The sequence below is a fragment of the Micromonospora sp. DT4 genome (genome assembly GCF_049841675.1).
Taxonomy (GTDB): domain Bacteria; phylum Actinomycetota; class Actinomycetes; order Mycobacteriales; family Micromonosporaceae; genus Micromonospora.
This window is the reverse complement of sequence record NZ_JBNCKT010000070.1, coordinates 1-18,234: the sequence shown is the minus strand read 5'-3', so window position 1 is coordinate 18,234 and position 18,234 is coordinate 1. Positions and strand designations below refer to the sequence as shown.

The 18,234-nt window shown below is 72.4% G+C and carries 17 protein-coding genes and 1 pseudogene; 11 read left to right on the top strand and 7 right to left on the bottom strand.

Annotated features, from left to right (window positions below; genetic code table 11):
• Nucleotides 1-586 (top strand): annotated as a pseudogene (locus ACLQ24_RS19450) (hypothetical protein); the annotation flags it as partial.
• Nucleotides 587-1,364: 778 nt separating this feature from the next.
• On the opposite strand, the gene ACLQ24_RS19445 reads toward ACLQ24_RS19450, so the two are convergent.
• Nucleotides 1,365-2,357 (bottom strand): nuclease-related domain-containing protein, encoded by a 993-nt coding sequence (locus ACLQ24_RS19445; RefSeq protein WP_425893141.1) that lies wholly within the window; start codon nt 2,355-2,357, stop codon nt 1,365-1,367.
• A 468-nt stretch (nt 2,358-2,825) separates the two neighbouring features.
• Here ACLQ24_RS19445 and mobF point away from each other — a divergent pair, with 468 nt between their 5' ends.
• Nucleotides 2,826-7,493, top strand: coding sequence for a MobF family relaxase (mobF, locus tag ACLQ24_RS19440; protein ID WP_425893140.1), 4,668 nt, complete (start codon nt 2,826-2,828; stop codon nt 7,491-7,493).
• A gap of 47 nt (nt 7,494-7,540) precedes the next feature.
• Nucleotides 7,541-7,963 (top strand): hypothetical protein, encoded by a 423-nt coding sequence (locus ACLQ24_RS19435; protein WP_425893139.1) that lies wholly within the window; start codon nt 7,541-7,543, stop codon nt 7,961-7,963.
• A gap of 72 nt (nt 7,964-8,035) precedes the next feature.
• Here the strand turns inward: ACLQ24_RS19435 and ACLQ24_RS19430 are convergent, their stop codons facing one another.
• The 6 genes from ACLQ24_RS19430 to ACLQ24_RS19405 all read right to left on the bottom strand — a co-directional run bounded on the left by ACLQ24_RS19430 (nt 8,036) and on the right by ACLQ24_RS19405 (nt 14,745).
• Nucleotides 8,036-8,686: a hypothetical protein gene (locus tag ACLQ24_RS19430; protein ID WP_425893138.1), complete on the bottom strand. Its 651-nt coding sequence runs from the start codon at nt 8,684-8,686 to the stop codon at nt 8,036-8,038.
• A complete protein-coding gene (locus ACLQ24_RS19425; RefSeq protein WP_425893137.1) occupies nt 8,683-10,197 on the bottom strand; it encodes a hypothetical protein in 1,515 nt (504 codons plus the stop codon). The genes ACLQ24_RS19430 and ACLQ24_RS19425 overlap by 4 nt, the downstream gene beginning before the upstream one ends.
• Before the next feature lie 143 nt (nt 10,198-10,340).
• Nucleotides 10,341-10,970 (bottom strand): DUF4913 domain-containing protein, encoded by a 630-nt coding sequence (locus ACLQ24_RS19420; RefSeq protein ID WP_425893136.1) that lies wholly within the window; start codon nt 10,968-10,970, stop codon nt 10,341-10,343.
• A complete protein-coding gene (locus ACLQ24_RS19415; protein ID WP_425893135.1) occupies nt 10,967-12,772 on the bottom strand; it encodes a type IV secretory system conjugative DNA transfer family protein in 1,806 nt (601 codons plus the stop codon). The genes ACLQ24_RS19420 and ACLQ24_RS19415 overlap by 4 nt, the downstream gene beginning before the upstream one ends.
• A 128-nt stretch (nt 12,773-12,900) precedes the next feature.
• Nucleotides 12,901-14,364 (bottom strand): hypothetical protein, encoded by a 1,464-nt coding sequence (locus tag ACLQ24_RS19410; protein WP_425893134.1) that lies wholly within the window; start codon nt 14,362-14,364, stop codon nt 12,901-12,903.
• Between the two features lie 171 nt (nt 14,365-14,535).
• The gene (locus ACLQ24_RS19405) at nt 14,536-14,745 is read right to left on the bottom strand and encodes a hypothetical protein (RefSeq protein WP_425893133.1); all 210 of its coding nucleotides are present in this window, start codon (nt 14,743-14,745) and stop codon (nt 14,536-14,538) included.
• A gap of 266 nt (nt 14,746-15,011) precedes the next feature.
• Here ACLQ24_RS19405 and ACLQ24_RS19400 point away from each other — a divergent pair, with 266 nt between their 5' ends.
• The 8 genes from ACLQ24_RS19400 to ACLQ24_RS19365 all read left to right on the top strand — a co-directional run bounded on the left by ACLQ24_RS19400 (nt 15,012) and on the right by ACLQ24_RS19365 (nt 18,078).
• On the top strand, nt 15,012-15,254 hold the full coding sequence (locus tag ACLQ24_RS19400; protein ID WP_425893132.1) for a hypothetical protein: 243 nt from the start codon (nt 15,012-15,014) through the stop codon (nt 15,252-15,254).
• A 269-nt stretch (nt 15,255-15,523) separates the two neighbouring features.
• On the top strand, nt 15,524-15,673 hold the full coding sequence (locus tag ACLQ24_RS19395; protein ID WP_425893131.1) for a hypothetical protein: 150 nt from the start codon (nt 15,524-15,526) through the stop codon (nt 15,671-15,673).
• A gap of 125 nt (nt 15,674-15,798) precedes the next feature.
• Nucleotides 15,799-15,981, top strand: a complete 183-nt coding sequence (locus tag ACLQ24_RS19390) for a hypothetical protein (RefSeq protein ID WP_425893130.1) — start codon at nt 15,799-15,801, stop codon at nt 15,979-15,981.
• Between the two features lie 131 nt (nt 15,982-16,112).
• Entirely contained in the window at nt 16,113-16,256 is a 144-nt protein-coding gene (locus ACLQ24_RS19385; RefSeq protein ID WP_425893129.1) for a hypothetical protein, read from the top strand.
• 23 nt (nt 16,257-16,279) lie between these two features.
• Nucleotides 16,280-17,062: a DUF5131 family protein gene (locus tag ACLQ24_RS19380; RefSeq protein WP_425893128.1), complete on the top strand. Its 783-nt coding sequence runs from the start codon at nt 16,280-16,282 to the stop codon at nt 17,060-17,062.
• On the top strand, nt 17,059-17,373 hold the full coding sequence (locus tag ACLQ24_RS19375) for a DUF4326 domain-containing protein (RefSeq protein WP_425893127.1): 315 nt from the start codon (nt 17,059-17,061) through the stop codon (nt 17,371-17,373). Before ACLQ24_RS19380 ends, ACLQ24_RS19375 begins: the two co-directional genes overlap by 4 nt.
• 4 nt (nt 17,374-17,377) lie before the next feature.
• Nucleotides 17,378-17,542 (top strand): hypothetical protein, encoded by a 165-nt coding sequence (locus tag ACLQ24_RS19370; RefSeq protein ID WP_425893126.1) that lies wholly within the window; start codon nt 17,378-17,380, stop codon nt 17,540-17,542.
• Nucleotides 17,543-17,796: 254 nt separating this feature from the next.
• Entirely contained in the window at nt 17,797-18,078 is a 282-nt protein-coding gene (locus ACLQ24_RS19365) for a hypothetical protein (RefSeq protein ID WP_425893125.1), read from the top strand.
• The last annotated feature ends 156 nt before the right edge of the window (nt 18,079-18,234 follow it).

The window sequence follows — 18,234 nt, the reverse complement described above, 5'->3', positions numbered from 1 at the left end:
GCTGCGGGTGGTGGAGCGGGAGCGGGACCAGGCCGAGGCCGGGCGGACGTCGGCGGAGTCGAGGCTGGCCGACCGGGACGGGCAGGTGCAGCAGCTGCGCGGGGAGTTGACCGAGGTACGAGCCAAAGTGGATGACCTGAACGGGCAGCTCGACCAGCGTGGCCGCGAGGTCGAGCAGGGCCGCGCCGAGCGGGACCAGGTCGCCGCGCAGCTGCGCGCCGTCGAGCGGGAGCGGGACCATGCGGTGCAGCGGGTGGAGACCGTGCAGCGGGAGCTGGACGACGTTCGCCAGCGCGAGCGGGACCAGGCCGCCGCGCGGCAGACGGCCGAGGCCGCCGCGGTGGAGGCCCGCGAGCAGCTGCGGGTGGTGGAGCGGGAGCGGGACCAGGCCGAGGCCGGGCGGACGTCGGCGGAGTCGAGGCTGGCCGACCGGGATGGGCAGGTGCAGGAACTGCGCGGGGAGCTGACCACGGCCCGAGCGGCCGAGCGGGAGGCCCGCGCTCAGGCTGCCGACCTCACCAACCAGGTCGCCTCGCTGGCCGGCCGACTCGCCGGGGGCGGCGACGCCCCGCGCGGTCGCGGCTGACCCGGGGGACCGCTGTCCGGGGCTGGACATGGTGATGACCACGAGGGTCACCCATGTCCAGCCCCGCCGGTCATGTCGATGTCCGGGCGGACGTCGATGACCGCAGCGTCCGGTCATGGTGGTGACCGGTCATCCCGGTGACCGGCGCGGGTGGACATGCCGATGTCCGGATGGTCGTGCGGGTGGCCGGTGGTGGACATGCCGAAGTCCGGGTGGACATGGTGATGACCGGCGCCGGTCACGCCGATGACCGGCGCGGTTGGACATGCCGATGTCCAAGCGGTCATGCCGATGACCGGTCGCGGACGGGGGATGGCCACGGTGGTCACTCGGATGACCCGGTGGCGGTCGCGGAGGCCGACCTGGTGGACATCAGTGGCCGCGCCCTGGTCGGAGGCGATGGCCGGTGCCGGGGGATCGCCGGCACCACCGTTCGGCCAGAGCCTGCCCTCGGTGCGGGGGGTGCTACTCGTGCGAGGAGTACGGCGCTGTTCGCGCAGGTGAGGAATCGTGGCGGTGGCGGGTGGTCATGATGTCCGGCCCCGCCGGTCATGTCGATGTCCGGGCGGACGTCGGTGACCGCAGCGTCCGGTCATGGTGGTGACCGGTCATCTCGGTGTCCGCCGTGGCGGTCATGCCGAAGTCCGGGTGGACATGGTGATGACCGGGGCGGTCATGCCGGGGTCCGGCGCGGTGGACATGGCGATGTCCGGGCGGTCAGGCCGATGGCCGGGTGGTGGACATGGGTGACCGGCGGGCCGGTCATGTCGGTGTCCGGTCAGGGGAGCCAGGTGGTGGAGCGGCGCGCGATGTCGTGGAGCTTGGTCACGGTGTCCGGGGTGAGGACGGTCGTCTGTCGGCGGAGCCAGCGGGCGAGTTTGGGCGCGGCGAGCACGGTCACGCCTTGGGGCTGGTGGTCGCCGCGTACGCCGGCGCCGACGACGGCGATGACCGGAGTGACGGTAATCGGGCCGCGGCCGATCGCGGCGCCCAGGAGCCGGCCGGCGCGGTCGGCTTCGGCGCGGGCTTTGGCCGCGTACGCGGTGGGGTGCCGGTTGACGGTGATGCCGGCCGGGCCGGTGGAGACGAACCCGCGCGGGTGGTGCTTGGTGTTGATGGTGAAGATCCCGGCCGGGCCGATGAGGACGTGGTCGATGTCGGTGCCTCGGGTGCTGACCGGGACGGAGTGCAGGACGTACCAGCAGCCGCCGGGTCGGGTGAGTTTCCGCAGGTAGTCGGCGGTTTTGACTTCGCCGGCCGCGCCGATGCGCCACGCGCGTTCGTCGGTGCATAGGCGTAGGAGCCGGGCGAGGAAGGTGGCCAGGGGCCGTTCGCGGCGCAGCTGGGCGGCGACGGTGGCCGCGCCCTGGCCGGGCTTGTTGGCGGCGAGGTCGGTCCAGCCCTGCTGTGCGCGTTGTCCTCGTTGGGCGGGTGGGCGTTGAGCTGGGCGTTCGTGGATGGTCACGCCGACTGGTGGGTCTTGTGGTGGCGGCCCGTACGCGTCGTTGCCCAGGTGCGTGGGCGGGGTGACCGGGCCGGCCGGCGCGGTGGGCGGGGTGAGGTGGTGGACCAGCTCAGGCGGGCCGGTGCGGGGTGGGGTGGGGTGGCGCTTTCGCCAGGTGGCCAGCGCGGCGTAGAACTCGGTGGCGCGGCCGAGGTGGACGTCGCCGGGTTGGCCGGTGGCCACGTCGAGGTAGCCGAGGTGGGTGCCGTCGCTGGCGTCGAAGTGGACGACCTGGCGGCCGTCGTGCGTCGTCTTGCGGGTGGTCACCACCGGTCGGCCGCCGTCCGGCGGCGCGGCGTGACGCCCGGCGCGCGGTTACCGGCCGTGACGGCGGGCGGGGGGCTAGCGGCACCGTTAGCGGACCGGCAACGGGTGCCGGAAGGCGTTACCAGCAGCGGCCCGCCGGTGGCCCGGACGCCGTTGGCGGAACCCGCCCAACGGCCGCCAGCGCGTGGCGCGCGAGCCCCGAAGACCGCGCCGTGAGCGGCGCACCCCACCCGCGAACCGGACCGCCGAACCCGAAGCACCGCCGTTACCGCCGGCCCCACCCAGTCAGCCACCGTCACCACCTCGCACCCCTCGCTCAGACCCAGCACCGTCGCATCAGCACCGTCCACCCCACTCAGTCACCCACCACCAGCACAGCCAACAACCCACCGCACAAGAACCTAGTTTGAACCGTCACACCAAGGCATTGCAATGTACTGGTTCAAGATCATCAGCTATGATCGATCCATGACCGTGCGCGTGACCCCCATCCCTGCGGGGATGGCCGGTGCGCGTTACCCGTGGGAGTGCCGGGCACACGAGCATGATCGTCAGGCGTACTACCACGAGGGTCAGGAGGTCGGCCCGGCCGCGCGGTGGCTCGGCGCGGGGGTGGAGCGGCTCGGGTACGAGCAGGGTTCCGAGGTGGTCAAGGAAGAGCACCTGGTGCTGTTCGGTGAGCTGTGCGACCCGCGTCTGCACGCGGAGCTGACCGCCCGCGCGGAGGTCGAGATCCGGGAGCTTGGGCTCACGGGCGACGACGCGAAGGACCACCACGCTGAGCTACTCAAGGGCGCCCGGTTGGGTCGCGCGCCTCGGCAGTACAAGTCGGTCGACGAGCGGCTGGCGGAGGCGTTGAAGGCCGAGCCGGACGCCGACGCGCACCGCCGCGAGGAGCTGCGCCGGCTGATCGAGTCAAAGCAGCCGAAGGCCAACGGGTCGTTCGACGTGACGTTCTCGGCGCAGAAGTCGATCAGCCTGTACCGGGCGGGTCTGCTGGCGCAGGGCCGCACCGAGGACGCCGCGAAGGTCGAGGCCGCGCACCGCGCCGGGGTCGCCGCGGCGTTGGAGTACCTCCAGCGGGAGGCGGGTTTCAGCCGCGCCGGCTACCACGGCAGCGCCGGCCCGGACGGGGCGACGGTGGGCCGGTACGTCGACGCGCACGAGTGGATCGCTGCGGAGTTCCTGCACGAGACCAGCCGGGCCGGTGACGTGCAGATGCACTCGCATCTCCAGGTGCTCAACCGGGTGCCCACCGTCGAGGACGACGGCACGGTGGTGTGGCGGACGCTGGACTCGCGGGCGCTGCACAAGGCCCGTCCGGGCATGGAGGCGGTGTACCACCGCACGATGGAGGAGCAGCTGACCCGGGATCTGCCGGTGGACCTGGAGACTCGGGAGGACGGCAAGGCCCGCGAGGTCATCGGGATCACCCTGGACGACCGGGAGGCCGCGTCGACGCGCCGGCAGCAGATCAAGGGTGAGCTGGCCGAGTACGTGGAGCTGTACCGGCAGCGCACCGGGCATGAGCCGTCGCCGCAGACGCTGTCGAAGATGGCGGAGCGGGCGGCGTTGCAGACCCGGGACCGCAAGGACGCGGCGGTGCCGATGGACGAGCTGGTTGACCGGTGGGAGCGTGAGGCGGTCGCCGCTGACCGGCGGACCCACGCGCAGATGGCCGAGAACGCCGAGGCCGCCGCGGTGAACCGCCGGCTGGCCCGGATGCGCGCCGACCAGCCGACGCCGGTGCTGGACCGGGGCCGGGTGATCGCGCAGGCGTTGGGTGAGGTGCAGTCGGAGCGGGCGAAGTTTTCCCGCGACGACGTGATGCGCTGCATGGCCCGGGCGCTGCCCGAGCAGTTGGGCACCGCCGCCGACGAGGCGGGCGGGGTGACCGCGCTTCTTGAGTCGCTGACCGATGAGGCCCTGACCAGTGGCGGGTACGGCGTGGTGCAGGTGTCCGGGTTCGAGGTCGTCAACACCCCGCCGCAGCTGCGGCGGGAGTCCGATGGGCGCAGCATCTACCAGCCGGGCCGGGCCGAGCGGTACTCCACCGAGACGCAGCTGCGCGAGGAAGAGCGGATGGTGGCCACCGCCTCCCGCACCGACGCGCCCCGGCTGTCCCCCGAGCAGATCGAGGACGCCATTGCGGCGTCGACGCTGGGCGAGGACCAGGCCGCCGCGGTGCGCGGGGTGCTCGGCGACGGCCGGCAGGTGTCGGTCATCGTCGGCCCGGCCGGCACCGGGAAGAGCTACGCACAGGGCATCATCACGAAGGCGTGGGAAGAGGCCGGCGGCCGGGTGATCGGGCTCGCCCCGTCGAACATCGCCGCCGGGGTGCTCGCCGAAGCCGGCGTCACCACCACCACCAACATCGAGTACTTCCTGATGCTTCAGGCTGGGAAGGGCCCGGTAGAGGACCGGGTGCGGTTTGGGGTGAGGCCGGGTGACCTGGTCATCGTCGACGAGGCCGCGATGGCTCGGCACGACGACATGACTGAGCTGGTGCAGATCGTGGCTGACGCCGGGGCGAAGATGGCCACGGTCGGCGACGACGGGCAGCTCCAGTCGGTGGGCGCCGGCGGCGGGTTCCGGCTGCTGCGGCAGGAGACCGAGGCGTACGAGCTGCGCACGGTGCGCCGGTTCCGCGACGAGCACGGCCAGGTCCGTGACTGGGAGGCCGAGGCGTCGCTCGGACTGCGGGAGGGCCGCGCCGAGGCGCTCGCCGCGTACGAGGAGCACGGCCGGCTGCACGGCGGCACCGCCGACGAGATGACCGAGAAGTCTGTCGGCCGGTACGTCGCGGCGGTGCTGGACGGGAAGGTCGCCACCCTGACCACCCCGACCAACGACATCGCCGACGACCTGTCCGCCCGGATCCGCGCCGAGCTGGTGCGCCTCGGGCGGGTAGAGGAGGGCGGCGCGGCGGTCATGGGCGGCAACGTCGCCGGGGTCGGCGACCTGGTCCAGACTCGCGAGAACGAATCAGGGCTGGTCGACAGCGAGGGCTTGCAGGTCATCAACCGGCGGGTCTACCGGGTGACCGAGCTGCACGAGGACGGATCCCTCACGGTGCGCCGGTTCACTGGCCTGGACGCCGAGGGCCGCGACCAGCTTGCCGGCACCGTCCGGCTGGACGCCGACTACGTCCGGACGTACACCGCGCTGGGCTACGCCGGCACCATCCACGCCACCCAGGGCCGCAACGCGGACCGCGGCTACACCTACGGCGACGCCGACCAGGGCATGACCCGTGAGCACGCCTACGTCGGCCTGACCCGGGGCACCGAGACCAACGAGGCGTTCCTGGTCACCGAGCGCACGGTGGAGGACGGCATCGACGGGATGCCCGAGGACACCCAGGCGTCGACGCCGCTGGCGGAGATGACCCGGATCCTGGACCGCGAAGGCGTCGAGAAGTCGGCCACGGAGTCGCTGCGCGAAGGACTCGAGTACGCCGAGTCGATGCCGGCGCTGGCCCCGATGTGGGTCGACGTCACCACCCGGCACACCCGCGAGCAGTGCCGCACCCTGCTCGGCGACATCCTCGGACCCGACGCGGTCGCCCGGCTGGACGCCGAGCGGGCCGACCCGCTGTACCGGCACCTGCGGGAGGCACAGCTCCAGGGCCACGACGTGGAGGCCCTGCTACGCGACGCGGTCGGCGACCCGCGCAGCGTCGCCGACGCCCGGGAGCTGGGCGCGCTGCTCCAGTACCGGGTGGAGCAGGCCGCTGCCCGCCGGACCCCGGAGAACGAGCCGGCCGGCCCGGACTGGCTGGCCCGCACCCCCGACATCGAGGGCCCCGAAGGCGAGTTCGCCCGCGAGGTCGCCGAGGCGATGCAGGCCCGACAGGACGAGCTCGGCCGCCGGGTCGCCGAGCACACCCCCGAGTGGGCGGTCGACCGGCTCGGCGAGGTGCCCGAGCAGGAGCCGGAGCGCACCGACTGGGAGCAGCGGGCCGCGGTTGTGGAGGCGTACCGCGAGCTGTACGGGGTGACCGGCGAGGGCACCGTCATCGGGCAGGCCCCGCCCCGGAGCGCCGTCGAGCAGCGGGCCGCGTGGGACACCGCCTACGAGGCGCTCGGCCGGCCGGACGAGCACCGGCACATCGCTGCCGCCAGCGACGAGCAGCTGCGCGCGATGCTCGCCACCTACGAGCGGGAACAGGTGTGGGCGCCGCCGTACCTCGGGCCGCAGATGGCCGAGGCGTTCACGCTGGCGCGAGACTACGAGCAGCGCGCCACCCTCGCCGAGGCGGAAGCCGCGACCCTCACCGACGCCCAGGAGCGCGCCGAGCTGGAAGCCCGCGTGGCCGCGTGGCGGGAGATGGCCGCCGGCTACGCCGAGCAGGCCGCCACCTACGAGGAGATCACCGCCGCGCACGCCGCGTGGCGTCAGGACAGCGAAGACGTCCGCGAGACCGCGCAGGCCGCCGGCGCCGAGCTGGACCGCCGCCAGGTCGACCGGCAGCCGCAGGCCGAGGTCGAGCCGGTCGACGTCGACCAGGCCGCCGCCGGCGACACCGAGCGGGACGAGCAGGAGGCAGCCGAGCGGGACCAAGCCGAGAACGCGCCGGCCCAGCGAGACGCCGCCGAGCTGGAGCAGCACGCCGAGGTCGACACCGGTGAGCAGGTCGACGCGCCGCAGGTGCGGGAGGCCGAGGCGGACGTCGAGCTGGAGACCGACGCCGCCGAGCCCTCGCAGGCCGTGGTCGACGCGCCGCAGGTCGAGGTGAAGCCGGCCGAGGTTGAGGAGCCGGAGCAGCCGGCTACGCCCACCCCAGCGCAGCTCGCGGCGCAGGCGTTCCCGCAGCAGCGTGCCGCCGAGCGGGCACCCGAGCCCGAGCCGGTCGCCGCGACCGAGGCCCGGCCGGAGCCCGAGCAGCAGGCGGCGCAGGCCGCCCGGGTGGCCGCCGGCGCGTTCCCCCGCACCATCGAGCAGGAGCTGCGCGAGGCCCGCACCTACCTGGAGCGCCGTACCCAGCGGGCCGAGGCCGCCCAGCGCGGCGGTGGCCAGCAGGCCGCCCAGCGCGCCGCCGAGCAGGAGGAGAACGCGCGGCGGGAGTCGGCGCGGCTCATGCGCGAGCGGCAGCAGCAAGCAGAGCGGTCCCGCTCCCGTGGATATGAACGGTGACGCACCTATGGCTTACCGTCGATAGGAACGACGGAGGGGAGGCGGCGATGACCGGCAGCGTGCGCTACGTACCGAAGCTGAAGAGCCGCGAAGAGATCGAGTACATGCTGAACTGGATTCCTCGTGTCCTCGTGCCCGCAGACGAGCGGACTCGCTGGTCGACCCGGGAGTACGCCCGTGGCGGCACGGCCGTCTGCCGGTGGATTCTCGGCCTTGACGCTGCCTCGCCCGTCACCCAGAAGAGGCTGGGCCAGCCGGTCACCTGCGACGACGCCCGGCACGAGGGCTACGAGTCCCAGGTGGCCATGGCTCAGGGCGGGTATCCGGCCGTGAGCCCGCCTCTACCGCCGCTGTCGATCAACTTCTTGAACGGCGTCGACGACTGGGTCAAGTGGGCGACCGGTTCTCCGAACGGTTTCCACTCGCCGGATGACTGGCCCTTCCCCCGCGAGACGCCGCCCCGGCCGTAGGTCGCGTAGAAGACGGGTGAACAGCGCAGGGCCCCCACCGATCGGTGGGGGCCCTGCCGTGTGCGAGGGGTGCTACTCGCGGCGTTGCACGATGCGGGCGAGCCAGGGCAGCTCGGGCAGGTGGACGGTGACGCGTTGCTGGGTCCAGGGGCGGCGGAGCGCGAAGAGGCTGAGCACGATCCACCAGAGGGCGGCGATGCCGGCGGTGGTGGTGCGGGCGGGACCGGTGGTGGTGGCCCAGACCATGGCCACGGTGGCGGCGCCGAAGAGGACCCAGCCGAGCCGGGCGGCGACGGCCCGCCAGAGGAAGGCGAACGCGAACAGGCCGACTCCGGCGGCGCACCAGGTCCACCACAGCGTCTCGGCGTCGATGGGCAGGCCGGCGGAGTGGGCGGTGAGGTAGCCGCGGACCGGGTCGAGCACGACGTGGGTGAGGTTCCAGTCGCGCAGCCAGTCGAGGCCCCCGTCGACGGCGTCGACGAGGAAGCGGCCGATCCAGCGCAGCAGCGGCAGGACGAGCCCGAACAGCAGGAGTGCGACGAGTAGCACCCCGGCGGCACCGGCGGCCGGGATGAGCCACTCGGGCGGCCAGTCCTCGCGGTGCCGGCCACGGTGTAGCCGGCGCCACAGGTCGCCGGCCCATTCGTTGAGCATGGCCGGCCAGCTGGCGTCGGTGTCCTCGATCGGCGCCGGCCCGGCCGGCGTGGTGGTGTCGGTGCTCATGCGTCGTCCTCGTCCTCGTCTTCGTCCTGGTCGACGTCGTCGACGGCGATGATGACCGGCTCCCCGCGGCGGGCCGCTTCGAGCTGGGCGCGGGTGAGCACGGTGCGGTCGGGCAGCTTGCGGGACAGCAGCGCCTCCAGGCCCTCGGGTGCGCCGTTGATGTCGGCGGGGGCTTGGGCGTTGATGTCGTCGAGCAGCGCGTCGACGAGCAGGGCGAGCGACCCGGGGCCGGATCCGCCGTAGCCCCAGCCGAGGCCGCAGTAGGAGTCTCTGGGCGCGGGGTAGATCTTCCCGTCGGCGGTGCGGATCCACACCGGCCCGTCGAGGATCAGCTCGGCCAGCGGGGCGGTCGCGGGCAGGCGTTGCGGCATGGCGGCGGTGTAGTCGCCGCCGCTGCGCCAGACCGGGGCGTCGGTGTCCGGGTCGACCAGGGCGTCACCCGGCTCACCGGACCGTGTGAGTAGCTCGAACGCGGCGGTGCGTTGGGTGGGGATGAGCCGCTGTGTCCACTTGAACGCCCAGGTGCTTTCGACTTCCTCGATGTGCTGCGGGTTGCTGTAGGGCAGGTCAGCGCCGGCGTCCCAGTCGGTGACCTCGCGGACGCAGCGGCGGGCGAGGTCGTCGGTGCGGGCGAGCAGGTCGAGCCAGCCGGCGCGGCGCTGGGTGGGCTCGATGTCGTCCAGGTCGGCTTCGGGTACCGGCAGCGGCCGGGCAGCGATCCGCAGTACCCCGTCCGGCAGTTTGGCCTTCTCGACCAGCTTGATGGTCTGCTCGGCGGAGGCGGCGGCTTGGGCGTGTGCGAGACGTGCGAGGTTGACCAGCACCCGGGCGGCGGGATGGGCTTCGGGGTAGGTGGAGGCCATCATGAGCAGCGCGCCGGTATCCAGCGCGGGAGCGGCCATCACGGTGACCGGCGGCTCTGTCGACGGCTCCCAGTTCAGCAGCAGCTGCTTGTCTCGCAGGTTCCGTGGCCACCAGGGCAGCGGTTGGCCCAACACCCCGGCCAGGTCGAGCCACGTCGGGGTGTAGGTGCGATCAGGCAGGCCGGGCAGCAGGGCCTTGAGTTCCGGCCCGTGCCGCAGGGAGAGCCCGTCGGACACCACGACCACCGCGCCCTCGCCGCGCGGGGCGAGCTGCTCGGCCCACCGCCGATGCTGGTGCGGCGTCCGCTGGCGGGTGGGCAGCGGCCACACCAGGTGGATCGGGCCTTCCCTGGTCTGCCAGCGCAGCGCGACCGCCCCGGGCAGTTCCACCGCGCGAATGAAGGCGGTGTGGTTCGGCATCGGCGACCAGGCCGTCACCGGCACCCGCCCGGACCACCGTTCCTCGGGCTGGCTCAGCGCCCACGCGTAGGCGTCGTCTTCGGACCACCACATCTGGCCGTCATCGACGCCCGTCGCGGTCAGCTTCCCGGTCTTGACCCACCACCACACGGTCAGCCGGGGCACGCCCAGCAGCTGTCCCACCGCGCCCATCCCGAGCCGCCGTTGACGGCCCTCCGGTTCTTCCACGTCCGCGATCCTCCGTTACAAAGAGATTGCCCTGTGTCACTGCCGCGCCAGCGTGCCAGACCGGTCCGACACCGGCCACCCCGAACACGAGCAAGGCCCTCACCCCGGTTGGGGTGAGGGCCTGCCGTGGCCGGTGGAGGCGTCTACGCGCCGGGTACCGGCGCCGCCGGTCGGGCCGCCATGTCGGCCTCGATGACCGCCACCAGGGCGCTGTTGTCGTCGATCGACGTGGTGGGGCGGGGTTCGACGTGGCTGTCTTCCTTGGCGCAGGCCGCCACGGTGGACTCGCTGAGCAGCCGGTTGACCAGGCTGGGCAGCCACCGGTCGTGCCACTCCCCGGCGCCGGCCGGGGTGCCCTTGGCCGAGCGGTAGAGGCGGTGCCACTCCTGGCACAGCCAGGACAGCTCGACGACGACCTCGGGATGCCGGTACCAGCACGGCGGGATCTTGCGCTGCCGGCCGCCGACGTGACCGACCAGCCCGTACGTTCCGGCGAGGATGTCGCGCACCCAGTCGATCAGGATGTGCCAGGCAGCCGCGGCCTGTTCCTTGTTCATGGCCGACCAGTCCCACACCCGCACCGGCTTGTCGCCGGCCGCGTCGAGCAGGTGCTGCACCTGCTCCTGGAGCACGGTCACGTCGTCGACCAGCGCGGTGACCTGCTCACCGATACCGGACAGGTCGGCGAGCTGCCCGCGCAGCCGGTGCAGATCCTCGCCGAGCGCGAGGATCTGCCCGGCCAGGTTGGCGCCCGCCGGCGGCACGGTGGTCACCGCGGCGTCCGCTCCGGCTCGACGTCGCGCACCGGCTCCTCGCCGACAACGTCGTCGACGCGCTGCGCCGGGATGCTGGCCGACTTGCGAGCGGCACGTTGGGCGCGCTTGACGTCGCGGCGCTCCCACGCCGGCGTGGTCCGGATCAGCGTCGGCGGTGCGGTGCGGTGCAGCACCAGGGCGTGGTGCTCGGGGATCTCCCGCACCAGCGCCGGTTCGATGGTCGGCCGCCGAACCTCGGTGGTGGAGGTCGACCGGCCGCGCCGCTCTCCCTCGGTCTCGGTGTGCTGCTTGGTGACGTAGGTGCCGCACGCCTCGGCGATGGCGTTGAGATCCTCGGTGAGGGTCAGGCCACCGAAGTACAGCTGGGTGTTCGCGGCGGTCTTGACGACCTGGCCGCCGCGCTCGCCGTAGATCTCGTAGAGCTGGGCGAGGGCCTGCGCGGCGATGATGATGGCGATGTTCCGGCCGCCGGCGTCGGCGACCCACCGGGTCAGGTCGACCGGCACGATCAGCGCGGCCTCGTCGAGGATGAACGACATCGGCGGGTCCAGCCGGCCGCCGGGCTGGCGGGAGGCGTGGACCTTCGCCCCCTCGAACAGGTGCTGCGTCAACGCGACCAGCAGCGGCGCGAGGCTCTTGTCGTCGCCGAGCAGGTACAGGGTGCCCCGGGAGGCGATGAACGTGTCCAGGTCCAGCGCGTTCTCACCCTGCCCCGGGGCGACGATCGCGGCCACGGCCGGGTTCGCCATGAACTGCATCGACTGCGACAGGGTCAGGAAGATGCTGTCGCGGGTCTTCTCCGCCTCGGTGGTGACGACCTGGCGCAGCTCCCCGACCCAGCCGGTCGGCACCCGGTTGGAGTGCTCCCGCAGGATCTCCAGCGCCTGGTGGTTGGTCGGGGTGGCCACCCACTTCGCCACGGTGTCCATGCCCTGCTCGGTCAGCGCCGCCGCCATCAGGAAGCACCGCAGCACCTTCGTGGCCTGGTCCTCCCAGAACCCGGAGTCGTCGCTGTGGCTCTGCCGCATCGCCCGCACGCCCCGGGTCATCGACGCGGCCCGGCTCTGCGCGGTGGCGTAGTCGTCGCACCCGCGCACCGGGTTCCACCGCAGCGTCGACTCCAGCGCGCCGAGCCCGGCGGGGTTGAACAGCAGCACCGGCCGGCCCTCGCCGCCGCGCAGCTGGTGGGTCATCTCGTAGATGTCGTGCTTGGTGCTGGTGGCCACCACGGCGCCGGCCGCGTCGATGATCGCGCCCATCAGCCACGCGGTCTTGCCGGACTGCGGTGGCGCGATCGCCAGGATCACGTCCCGGTAGGAGGCGTAGAGCCGGCGCGCGTACGCCGGGCCGACGACCGACTCGCCGAGGTAGACGCCGTGGTCGGTGACGTCCAGGGCGTTGCGGAACTGCCGCAGGTGCCACGCCCGGTTCCACCAGGTGATGTGCTTGTACGACGCCCGGGTGTGCTCCGCGACCCGGATCGTGGACACCGGCGACAGGTGCTTGCGCAGCGCCATCCAGTCAGCCCAGCCGGGGTTGTCGTACCGGGCGCGGACCCGGCCGCGCCGGTTCAGCCGCCGGTAGAGGGTGTGCGCCCCCCACACGGTGGCCGCCGCGCCCATCCCGAACAACCCGGTGGGGATGGTGCCGGCGAAGATGTCGAGCACGGCCGCGTGCCCGGCCGCCGCGTTGGCGTTGAGCTGCTCTCCGGCCACCCCGGCGAGGTACATCAAGCCGCTACCACCGAGGGTGGCGACAGCGCCCGCTTGCAGGTCGCTACCGTTCTTCTGCTGGGACATGGAGCTATCTCTCCTGTTCCGGTTCATGCCGGGGCGGCGTGTCCGCGCCGCCCCGGTCCATTGATGTCGCGGGATGCGACCGAGCCGTCACCGTAGATCACGAGTACGACTCGGTCGACCCCGTCGCCCTATCGGCCGCCGGCTCCCGCCAGCGTCCCGTCCTGCGCGTCGACCAGCTTCTTCGCCTCGGTCAGCAGCCGTCGAGCCTGCCGGTCACCGACGCCGTACCGCTCGGAGACCTTCGCCGCGTCCAGCTCCACACCGGCCGCCATCTCCTTCGCCAGCTCTGCCGCGCGGCCACCGATCGGCCGAGCGTTGCGCAGGGCCTCGTCCAGTTCCTCCCGCAGCGCGTCCAGCTCGGCTCGCAGCTGGGCCGCCTCGCGTCCGCGCTCCTCAGCCGTCCGCTGTGCGTCGGCCCGCTGCGCGGCGACCTGGTCCAGCTCGGCCCGCACCGCCGCCACCATCGCGCCGGAGTCACCGGCCGACGCCAACTGCTGCCGCACCGTGACCAGCTCCGCGCGCAGGGCCTGCACCTGCTCGTCCCGACGCGCGGCCACCTGGTCCAGCTCGGCCTGCATCGCCCGGACCTCCTGGTCGCGCTGCTGCGCCACCTGCTGCGCCCGCTCCCGCTCGGCGGCCAGCTGCTGCCGCACGTCTTCCAGTGCGGCGTTGACGGTGGCCAGCTCCGCGGCGACCCGCTCGGCTTCCTCGCGCTCCCGCTCCACGTCCTGCTCGTCGACGGGCTGCTGCGCCTTCTCCACCGACGTGATAACCGTCTTCATGACCTCCGACGTCGGATTGACGCTCGTCTTCATCACGTGCGCGGCGGCGAACCGGCGGCGGGCCTCGGCCAGCACGTCCTCCCGCGTGGTCTCGGCCCGCTTGACCATCGACCGCTCACCGAGCCACCGGAACGGCCACCGGCCGTTGCTCCAGCGGATCGCGCGTGCGAGTTGTCGCACCTGCCACTCGCGGTTCTCGTCGTCGACGTCCTCGTCCTCCGGCGCCATCGCGCCGATGGCCAGGAACGCGCGTTTGGCCGTCCACCGCCACTGCGTCTTCTTGCCGCTGCGGGTGGTGACCTGCAACAGCCGCAGGTACCACATGTAGCTGCCCAGCACGACCACCACGACCCGGCCGACCGCTACGGAGCCGTTCTCGCTGCCCAGAATCGCCAGCAGACCACCGCCGGTCACCGTGGTCCAGAAGAACCCGCCAGCCGGCCCGAACCCCGCGTTGGGCTGCTCGACGCCGTCCTTGTCCTTGGTGGTGCCCTTGCCGTGGGCGTAGATCATGCCGACAGCGGCCCAGACGCACGCCTCGATGAACCCGGCCAACAGGCCGGCCTCCACCTCGGGCATGTTCAGCGTGCGGCGGAAGAACTCGTAGACACCGGTGATGGTGATGAACGCGACGCCGGCCTGCACCACGCCGAAGCCGATGCTGGCCTTCGCGTTGAGGTTCTGTCCCCGCAGTGCCCGGATGACCCCGACCACCACGAGCACCAGGACCAGCGCGCCGACGCCGATACCGACCCACAGCATCTCGTCCGGGTGGTCCGTGATCCACGACCACACCTGATCAATGCTCACCGCGCGACCCCCGTCCCCCGGGTCGAGCAGGCCGGCCGGCCTGTCGAGCCCTGATTGCCGCCGTCCCACGACGGTAGGCCCGTACGCTGGGAACTGCGCATTGTTTTCCTCCTTGCGTGTCTGGCCCCGGCGGGTGATGGCGAGTCGGCTGCCGGGGCTGGAATTTGCGAGCTACGCCCCGCGGCTGCGGAGGTACTCGTCAACGGCCTCGTCGAGCAAGTCCTGGAGTTCGACGTCGTTCTGTACGGCGTAGACCCGAGCCCTCTTGCGCACGGACTCACGGACACGGCCACCGAAGTTCACGCGAGGCTCGTCGACGGGTGGCGCGGCGGTCGGCATGGTTTCTCCCTGGTCGGTGTTCTTGCTGCGGCCTGTGCTCACTCGGATCTCCCTGAAGTGCTTTGGGGTGACCGACAGCATCCCATCCCCTGACTGAGCCGATGACGGCTTGCACGATCAACTCTAGGCACAGCGGGTCAGTCAGTCAAGCTGTTGACTGACTGACAAATCCGGTGCATGGTGGAGCCATGAACGTGACAGGCCGCCGATGGCGGAGACCTCCGAGGGTGTGCCCGCCTTTCTGCGCGGGTGATCACCAGTGCACGGCGCAGCACGGCTACCCGAGCGGTGAGCACCGGTCGGAGCCGATGACCTGGCGGACCCGGTACGGCCGGCTGGTGGCGACCCGGATCGAGGACATCGACGGCAACGGCCGCATGGAGATCCGGGTGAGCGCCCGGCTCGACGTCGACGAGCGGACCGCGCACGTCCAGGCGCAGCAACTGGCCGTACGAGTCGACGAGATCGTGCGGGAGGTGATGGGCCTCCCGGCGTTCGACGCACCGCCGGTTGGTCCGCAGATCAGCAGCCGGAGCACCGGCTACCGGTGATGTAGGTCGGCCCCCGGCGGCGGGTTCAGCGCCGACCCGGGGGCCTTGATCGGGAGGAAACCCCGACCATGACTCAGCACAGTACAAGGACCGCACTCGAGCAGCGGTGTCGCACTTCTCGCACCTCCCCTGACCTGCCCACCTGGCAGCCCCGTGGGGCCGGACCGCTGTCGGTCCGACCCGCGCGGGGCCGTCAGGTCGACGGTCAGCCGCTCTCCTGCCCGGTGGGTTCAGCACCGGCAGAGAGCCATCCAGGGAGGAAACCCCTCATGGCGAAGAAGTCCGACGTCGAGGCCGCCAAGCAGCAGCTCGCCAACGCGATGACCGCGAACAAGGTCGTCGGCGGCCGGCAGGCCCGCAAGGACGTCGAGAACGCCACCGCCAAGCTCCAGGCCCTCACCGGCCTGGGCTGGAAGTAGTCCCCTATCGGCGCGGGCCGGGCCCACGTTCGGTCCGCGCCGAGGCCAGCGACCAGTGATGAAGGCAGCCCCCGGGGGTGCAGGAACACCCGACCGGGGGCCTAGATCGAGAGGGAACCTCGACCATGACTGACCAGCGTACGGAGCCCGTGCCGTTCCTCGACATCGACATCCCGGTCACGCGGTGGGAGACCGCCGAGCAGGCCATGACCTGCCACCACTGCCGCGCCGCGATCCACCCGGGTGACGAGGTGGCCGTGCTGCTCAACGCCACCACCGTCTGCGTGGACTGCGTGGAGGTCGGCTGACGGGGCCGGTGGGGACCGGCTCCCCCGGGATCCGGTCCCCCGCCAGGCCCGCCAGCAGGCGGCCACCCACACCGCTCCTCACCGGCGCAGGAACGCCGACCAGGGAGCCCAACCGGGAGGGAACCCCGGACATGGCCAAGAACGACAAGCGCACCGACACCAGCACGTCCCTGCCCCCGTACGACTGGCAGAGCAAGCCCCCGACCCGGGACACCGACGCGGCGTGCGACCAGGTGCTGCGCGACATGAACCGCCCCCGCCGGCTCGGCCGCTGACCCCCTGAAAGGAGCGACCGATCATGGCTGACACCAGCATCGAATGGGCCACCAAGGTCTGGAACCCGAGCACCGGATGCGACCGCGTCTCCCCCGGGTGCCACAAGTGCTACGCCCTCACGATGGCCCGCCGGCTCAAGGCAATGGGGTCGGCGAAGTACCAGGTCGACGGCGACCCGCGCACCTCCGGCCCCGGGTTCGGGCTGACGCTGCACCCGGACACCCTCACGACGCCGCACGGCTGGCACCAGCCCGAACGGATCTTCGTCAACAGCATGAGCGACCTGTTCCACGCGCGGGTGCCGCTGGAGTTCGTACAGCGGGTGTTCGAGACGGCCGCAGCGACGCCGCAGCACACGTACATGGTGCTGACCAAGCGGGCCCGCAGGCTGTCTCGGGTCGCGTCGCGGCTGGAGTGGCCGGAGAACCTGTGGATCGGGGTCAGCGTCGAGAGCGCCGACTACCTCGATCGCGTCGACGACCTGCGCGCCGTCGACCAGGCCGCCGTCCGGTTCGTCTCGGCGGAGCCGCTGCTGGGCCCGCTGGACGGGCTGGACCTGTCGTGGATCGACTGGCTGATCGCCGGCGGCGAGTCCGGGCCGGGCGCCCGGCCGCTGGCGCTGGAGTGGGTGCGCGACCTGATCGCCCGCTGCGACCGGTGGGGCACCGCCCCGTTCGTCAAGCAGCTCGGCGCGGCGTGGGCCAAGCAGCACGGCGCGGACAGCAAGGGCGGCGACTGGTCATACTGGCCGGCCGACCTTCGAGTCCGGGAGTACCCGCTGGGCGCCGAGGCGGTGACCCGGTGAGCCGGCGGATCCAGCGCCGGCGCACCGCCGGGTGGCAGATGCCCGCGGGCGCCGTGTACGTCGGCCGGCCGACCCGGTGGGGCAACCCCTACCGGGGCAGCGAGAGCGAGCGAGCAGCGGCCGTGAAGGCGTACGCGCAGCTGCTCGACCGCCGCCCGGATCTCGTGGCCGCCGCCCGCGCCGCGTTGGCCGGCAAGACCCTCGTGTGCTGGTGCCCGGTCACGAAGCCCTGCCACGCCGACATCCTCGTGGCGGTGGTCGACGGGCTGAGCCCGATGGACGCCGCCCACCAGCTGTTTCCGCTCGGGTGACCCGGTGGCCAGGGGCAGCGACGGGCCGGTTCTGGACTGGCGGCACTGCGCCGTCGGCGACAACCAGCCCTGCGTGATCTGCGGCCGACCGACTCCACTGCGGAGCCCGGCCGGGAAGCCGTGCCACAAGACGTGCGCCGAGGCGTGGACCGCCACCCACCAGAAGTGACCAGCAGGGCCGGGGCGAGCCAGCCCCGGCCCTCACCACGCCCGGAGAGAGTGCGACAGGTGCGAGACGTACCCGCAGTGCTTCACCAGCCCTCCCTGCCGCAGGACGTCGACCTGCCCCGGAGGGATGCCAGACCCGCTGGTCGCCCGCAAGGGCCACGCCGCTACGCGGTGCCCTCCGGGCAGCCCTTGCCCGCGACCAGCAGCCCCGGCATGGCGGAGCCCAGGACGACGACCTACCGCAGGGAGGACCCGATGGCAGCGCAGCTCTACACCGCCGAGCAGGTGCTCGCCATCGCCACCGAGGCGTACCTACGGGGCCGGTACGACGCCGACATCAACGACATGCGAGGCACGTGGGCCGAGTTCGACGAGCCTCGCGCCACCCGTGAGCAGCGGGTCGCCGCCCGCCTGGCCGACATGGACCACCGAGCCCGCGTGCGGGCCGCCCGTGAGGGCCGCCCCTACCGGATCTACCGAGGTGGGCCGGTCGACTGGGAGACCGGACGGCCGGTCCACCACCGGATCGCCAGCTGAGGAGAGAGTGACCAGATGACCGACGCGAAGCTACCCGACGTCGCCGGCCCCGAGCTGGTGGTGCTGATCGGCCCTGCCGGGGGCGTTGCTAACGGACGTGCGACCAGGGATCAAGAAGTTGATCTAGCTAGGCCCCGCGCTTGGGTAGCTGTCCCA

Excerpts from the sequence above, each read along its gene's own strand:
- mobF (WP_425893140.1), top strand. The coding sequence starts at position 2,826 with ATGACCGTGCGCGTGACCCCCATCCCTGCGGGGATGGCCGGTGCGCGT.
- ACLQ24_RS19435 (WP_425893139.1), top strand. The coding sequence starts at position 7,541 with ATGACCGGCAGCGTGCGCTACGTACCGAAGCTGAAGAGCCGCGAAGAG.
- ACLQ24_RS19430 (WP_425893138.1), bottom strand. The coding sequence starts at position 8,686 with ATGAGCACCGACACCACCACGCCGGCCGGGCCGGCGCCGATCGAGGAC.
- ACLQ24_RS19415 (WP_425893135.1), bottom strand. The coding sequence starts at position 12,772 with ATGTCCCAGCAGAAGAACGGTAGCGACCTGCAAGCGGGCGCTGTCGCC.
- ACLQ24_RS19400 (WP_425893132.1), top strand. The coding sequence starts at position 15,012 with ATGACCTGGCGGACCCGGTACGGCCGGCTGGTGGCGACCCGGATCGAG.
- ACLQ24_RS19395 (WP_425893131.1), top strand. The coding sequence starts at position 15,524 with ATGGCGAAGAAGTCCGACGTCGAGGCCGCCAAGCAGCAGCTCGCCAAC.
- ACLQ24_RS19390 (WP_425893130.1), top strand. The coding sequence starts at position 15,799 with ATGACTGACCAGCGTACGGAGCCCGTGCCGTTCCTCGACATCGACATC.
- ACLQ24_RS19385 (WP_425893129.1), top strand. The coding sequence starts at position 16,113 with ATGGCCAAGAACGACAAGCGCACCGACACCAGCACGTCCCTGCCCCCG.
- ACLQ24_RS19380 (WP_425893128.1), top strand. The coding sequence starts at position 16,280 with ATGGCTGACACCAGCATCGAATGGGCCACCAAGGTCTGGAACCCGAGC.
- ACLQ24_RS19365 (WP_425893125.1), top strand. The coding sequence starts at position 17,797 with ATGGCAGCGCAGCTCTACACCGCCGAGCAGGTGCTCGCCATCGCCACC.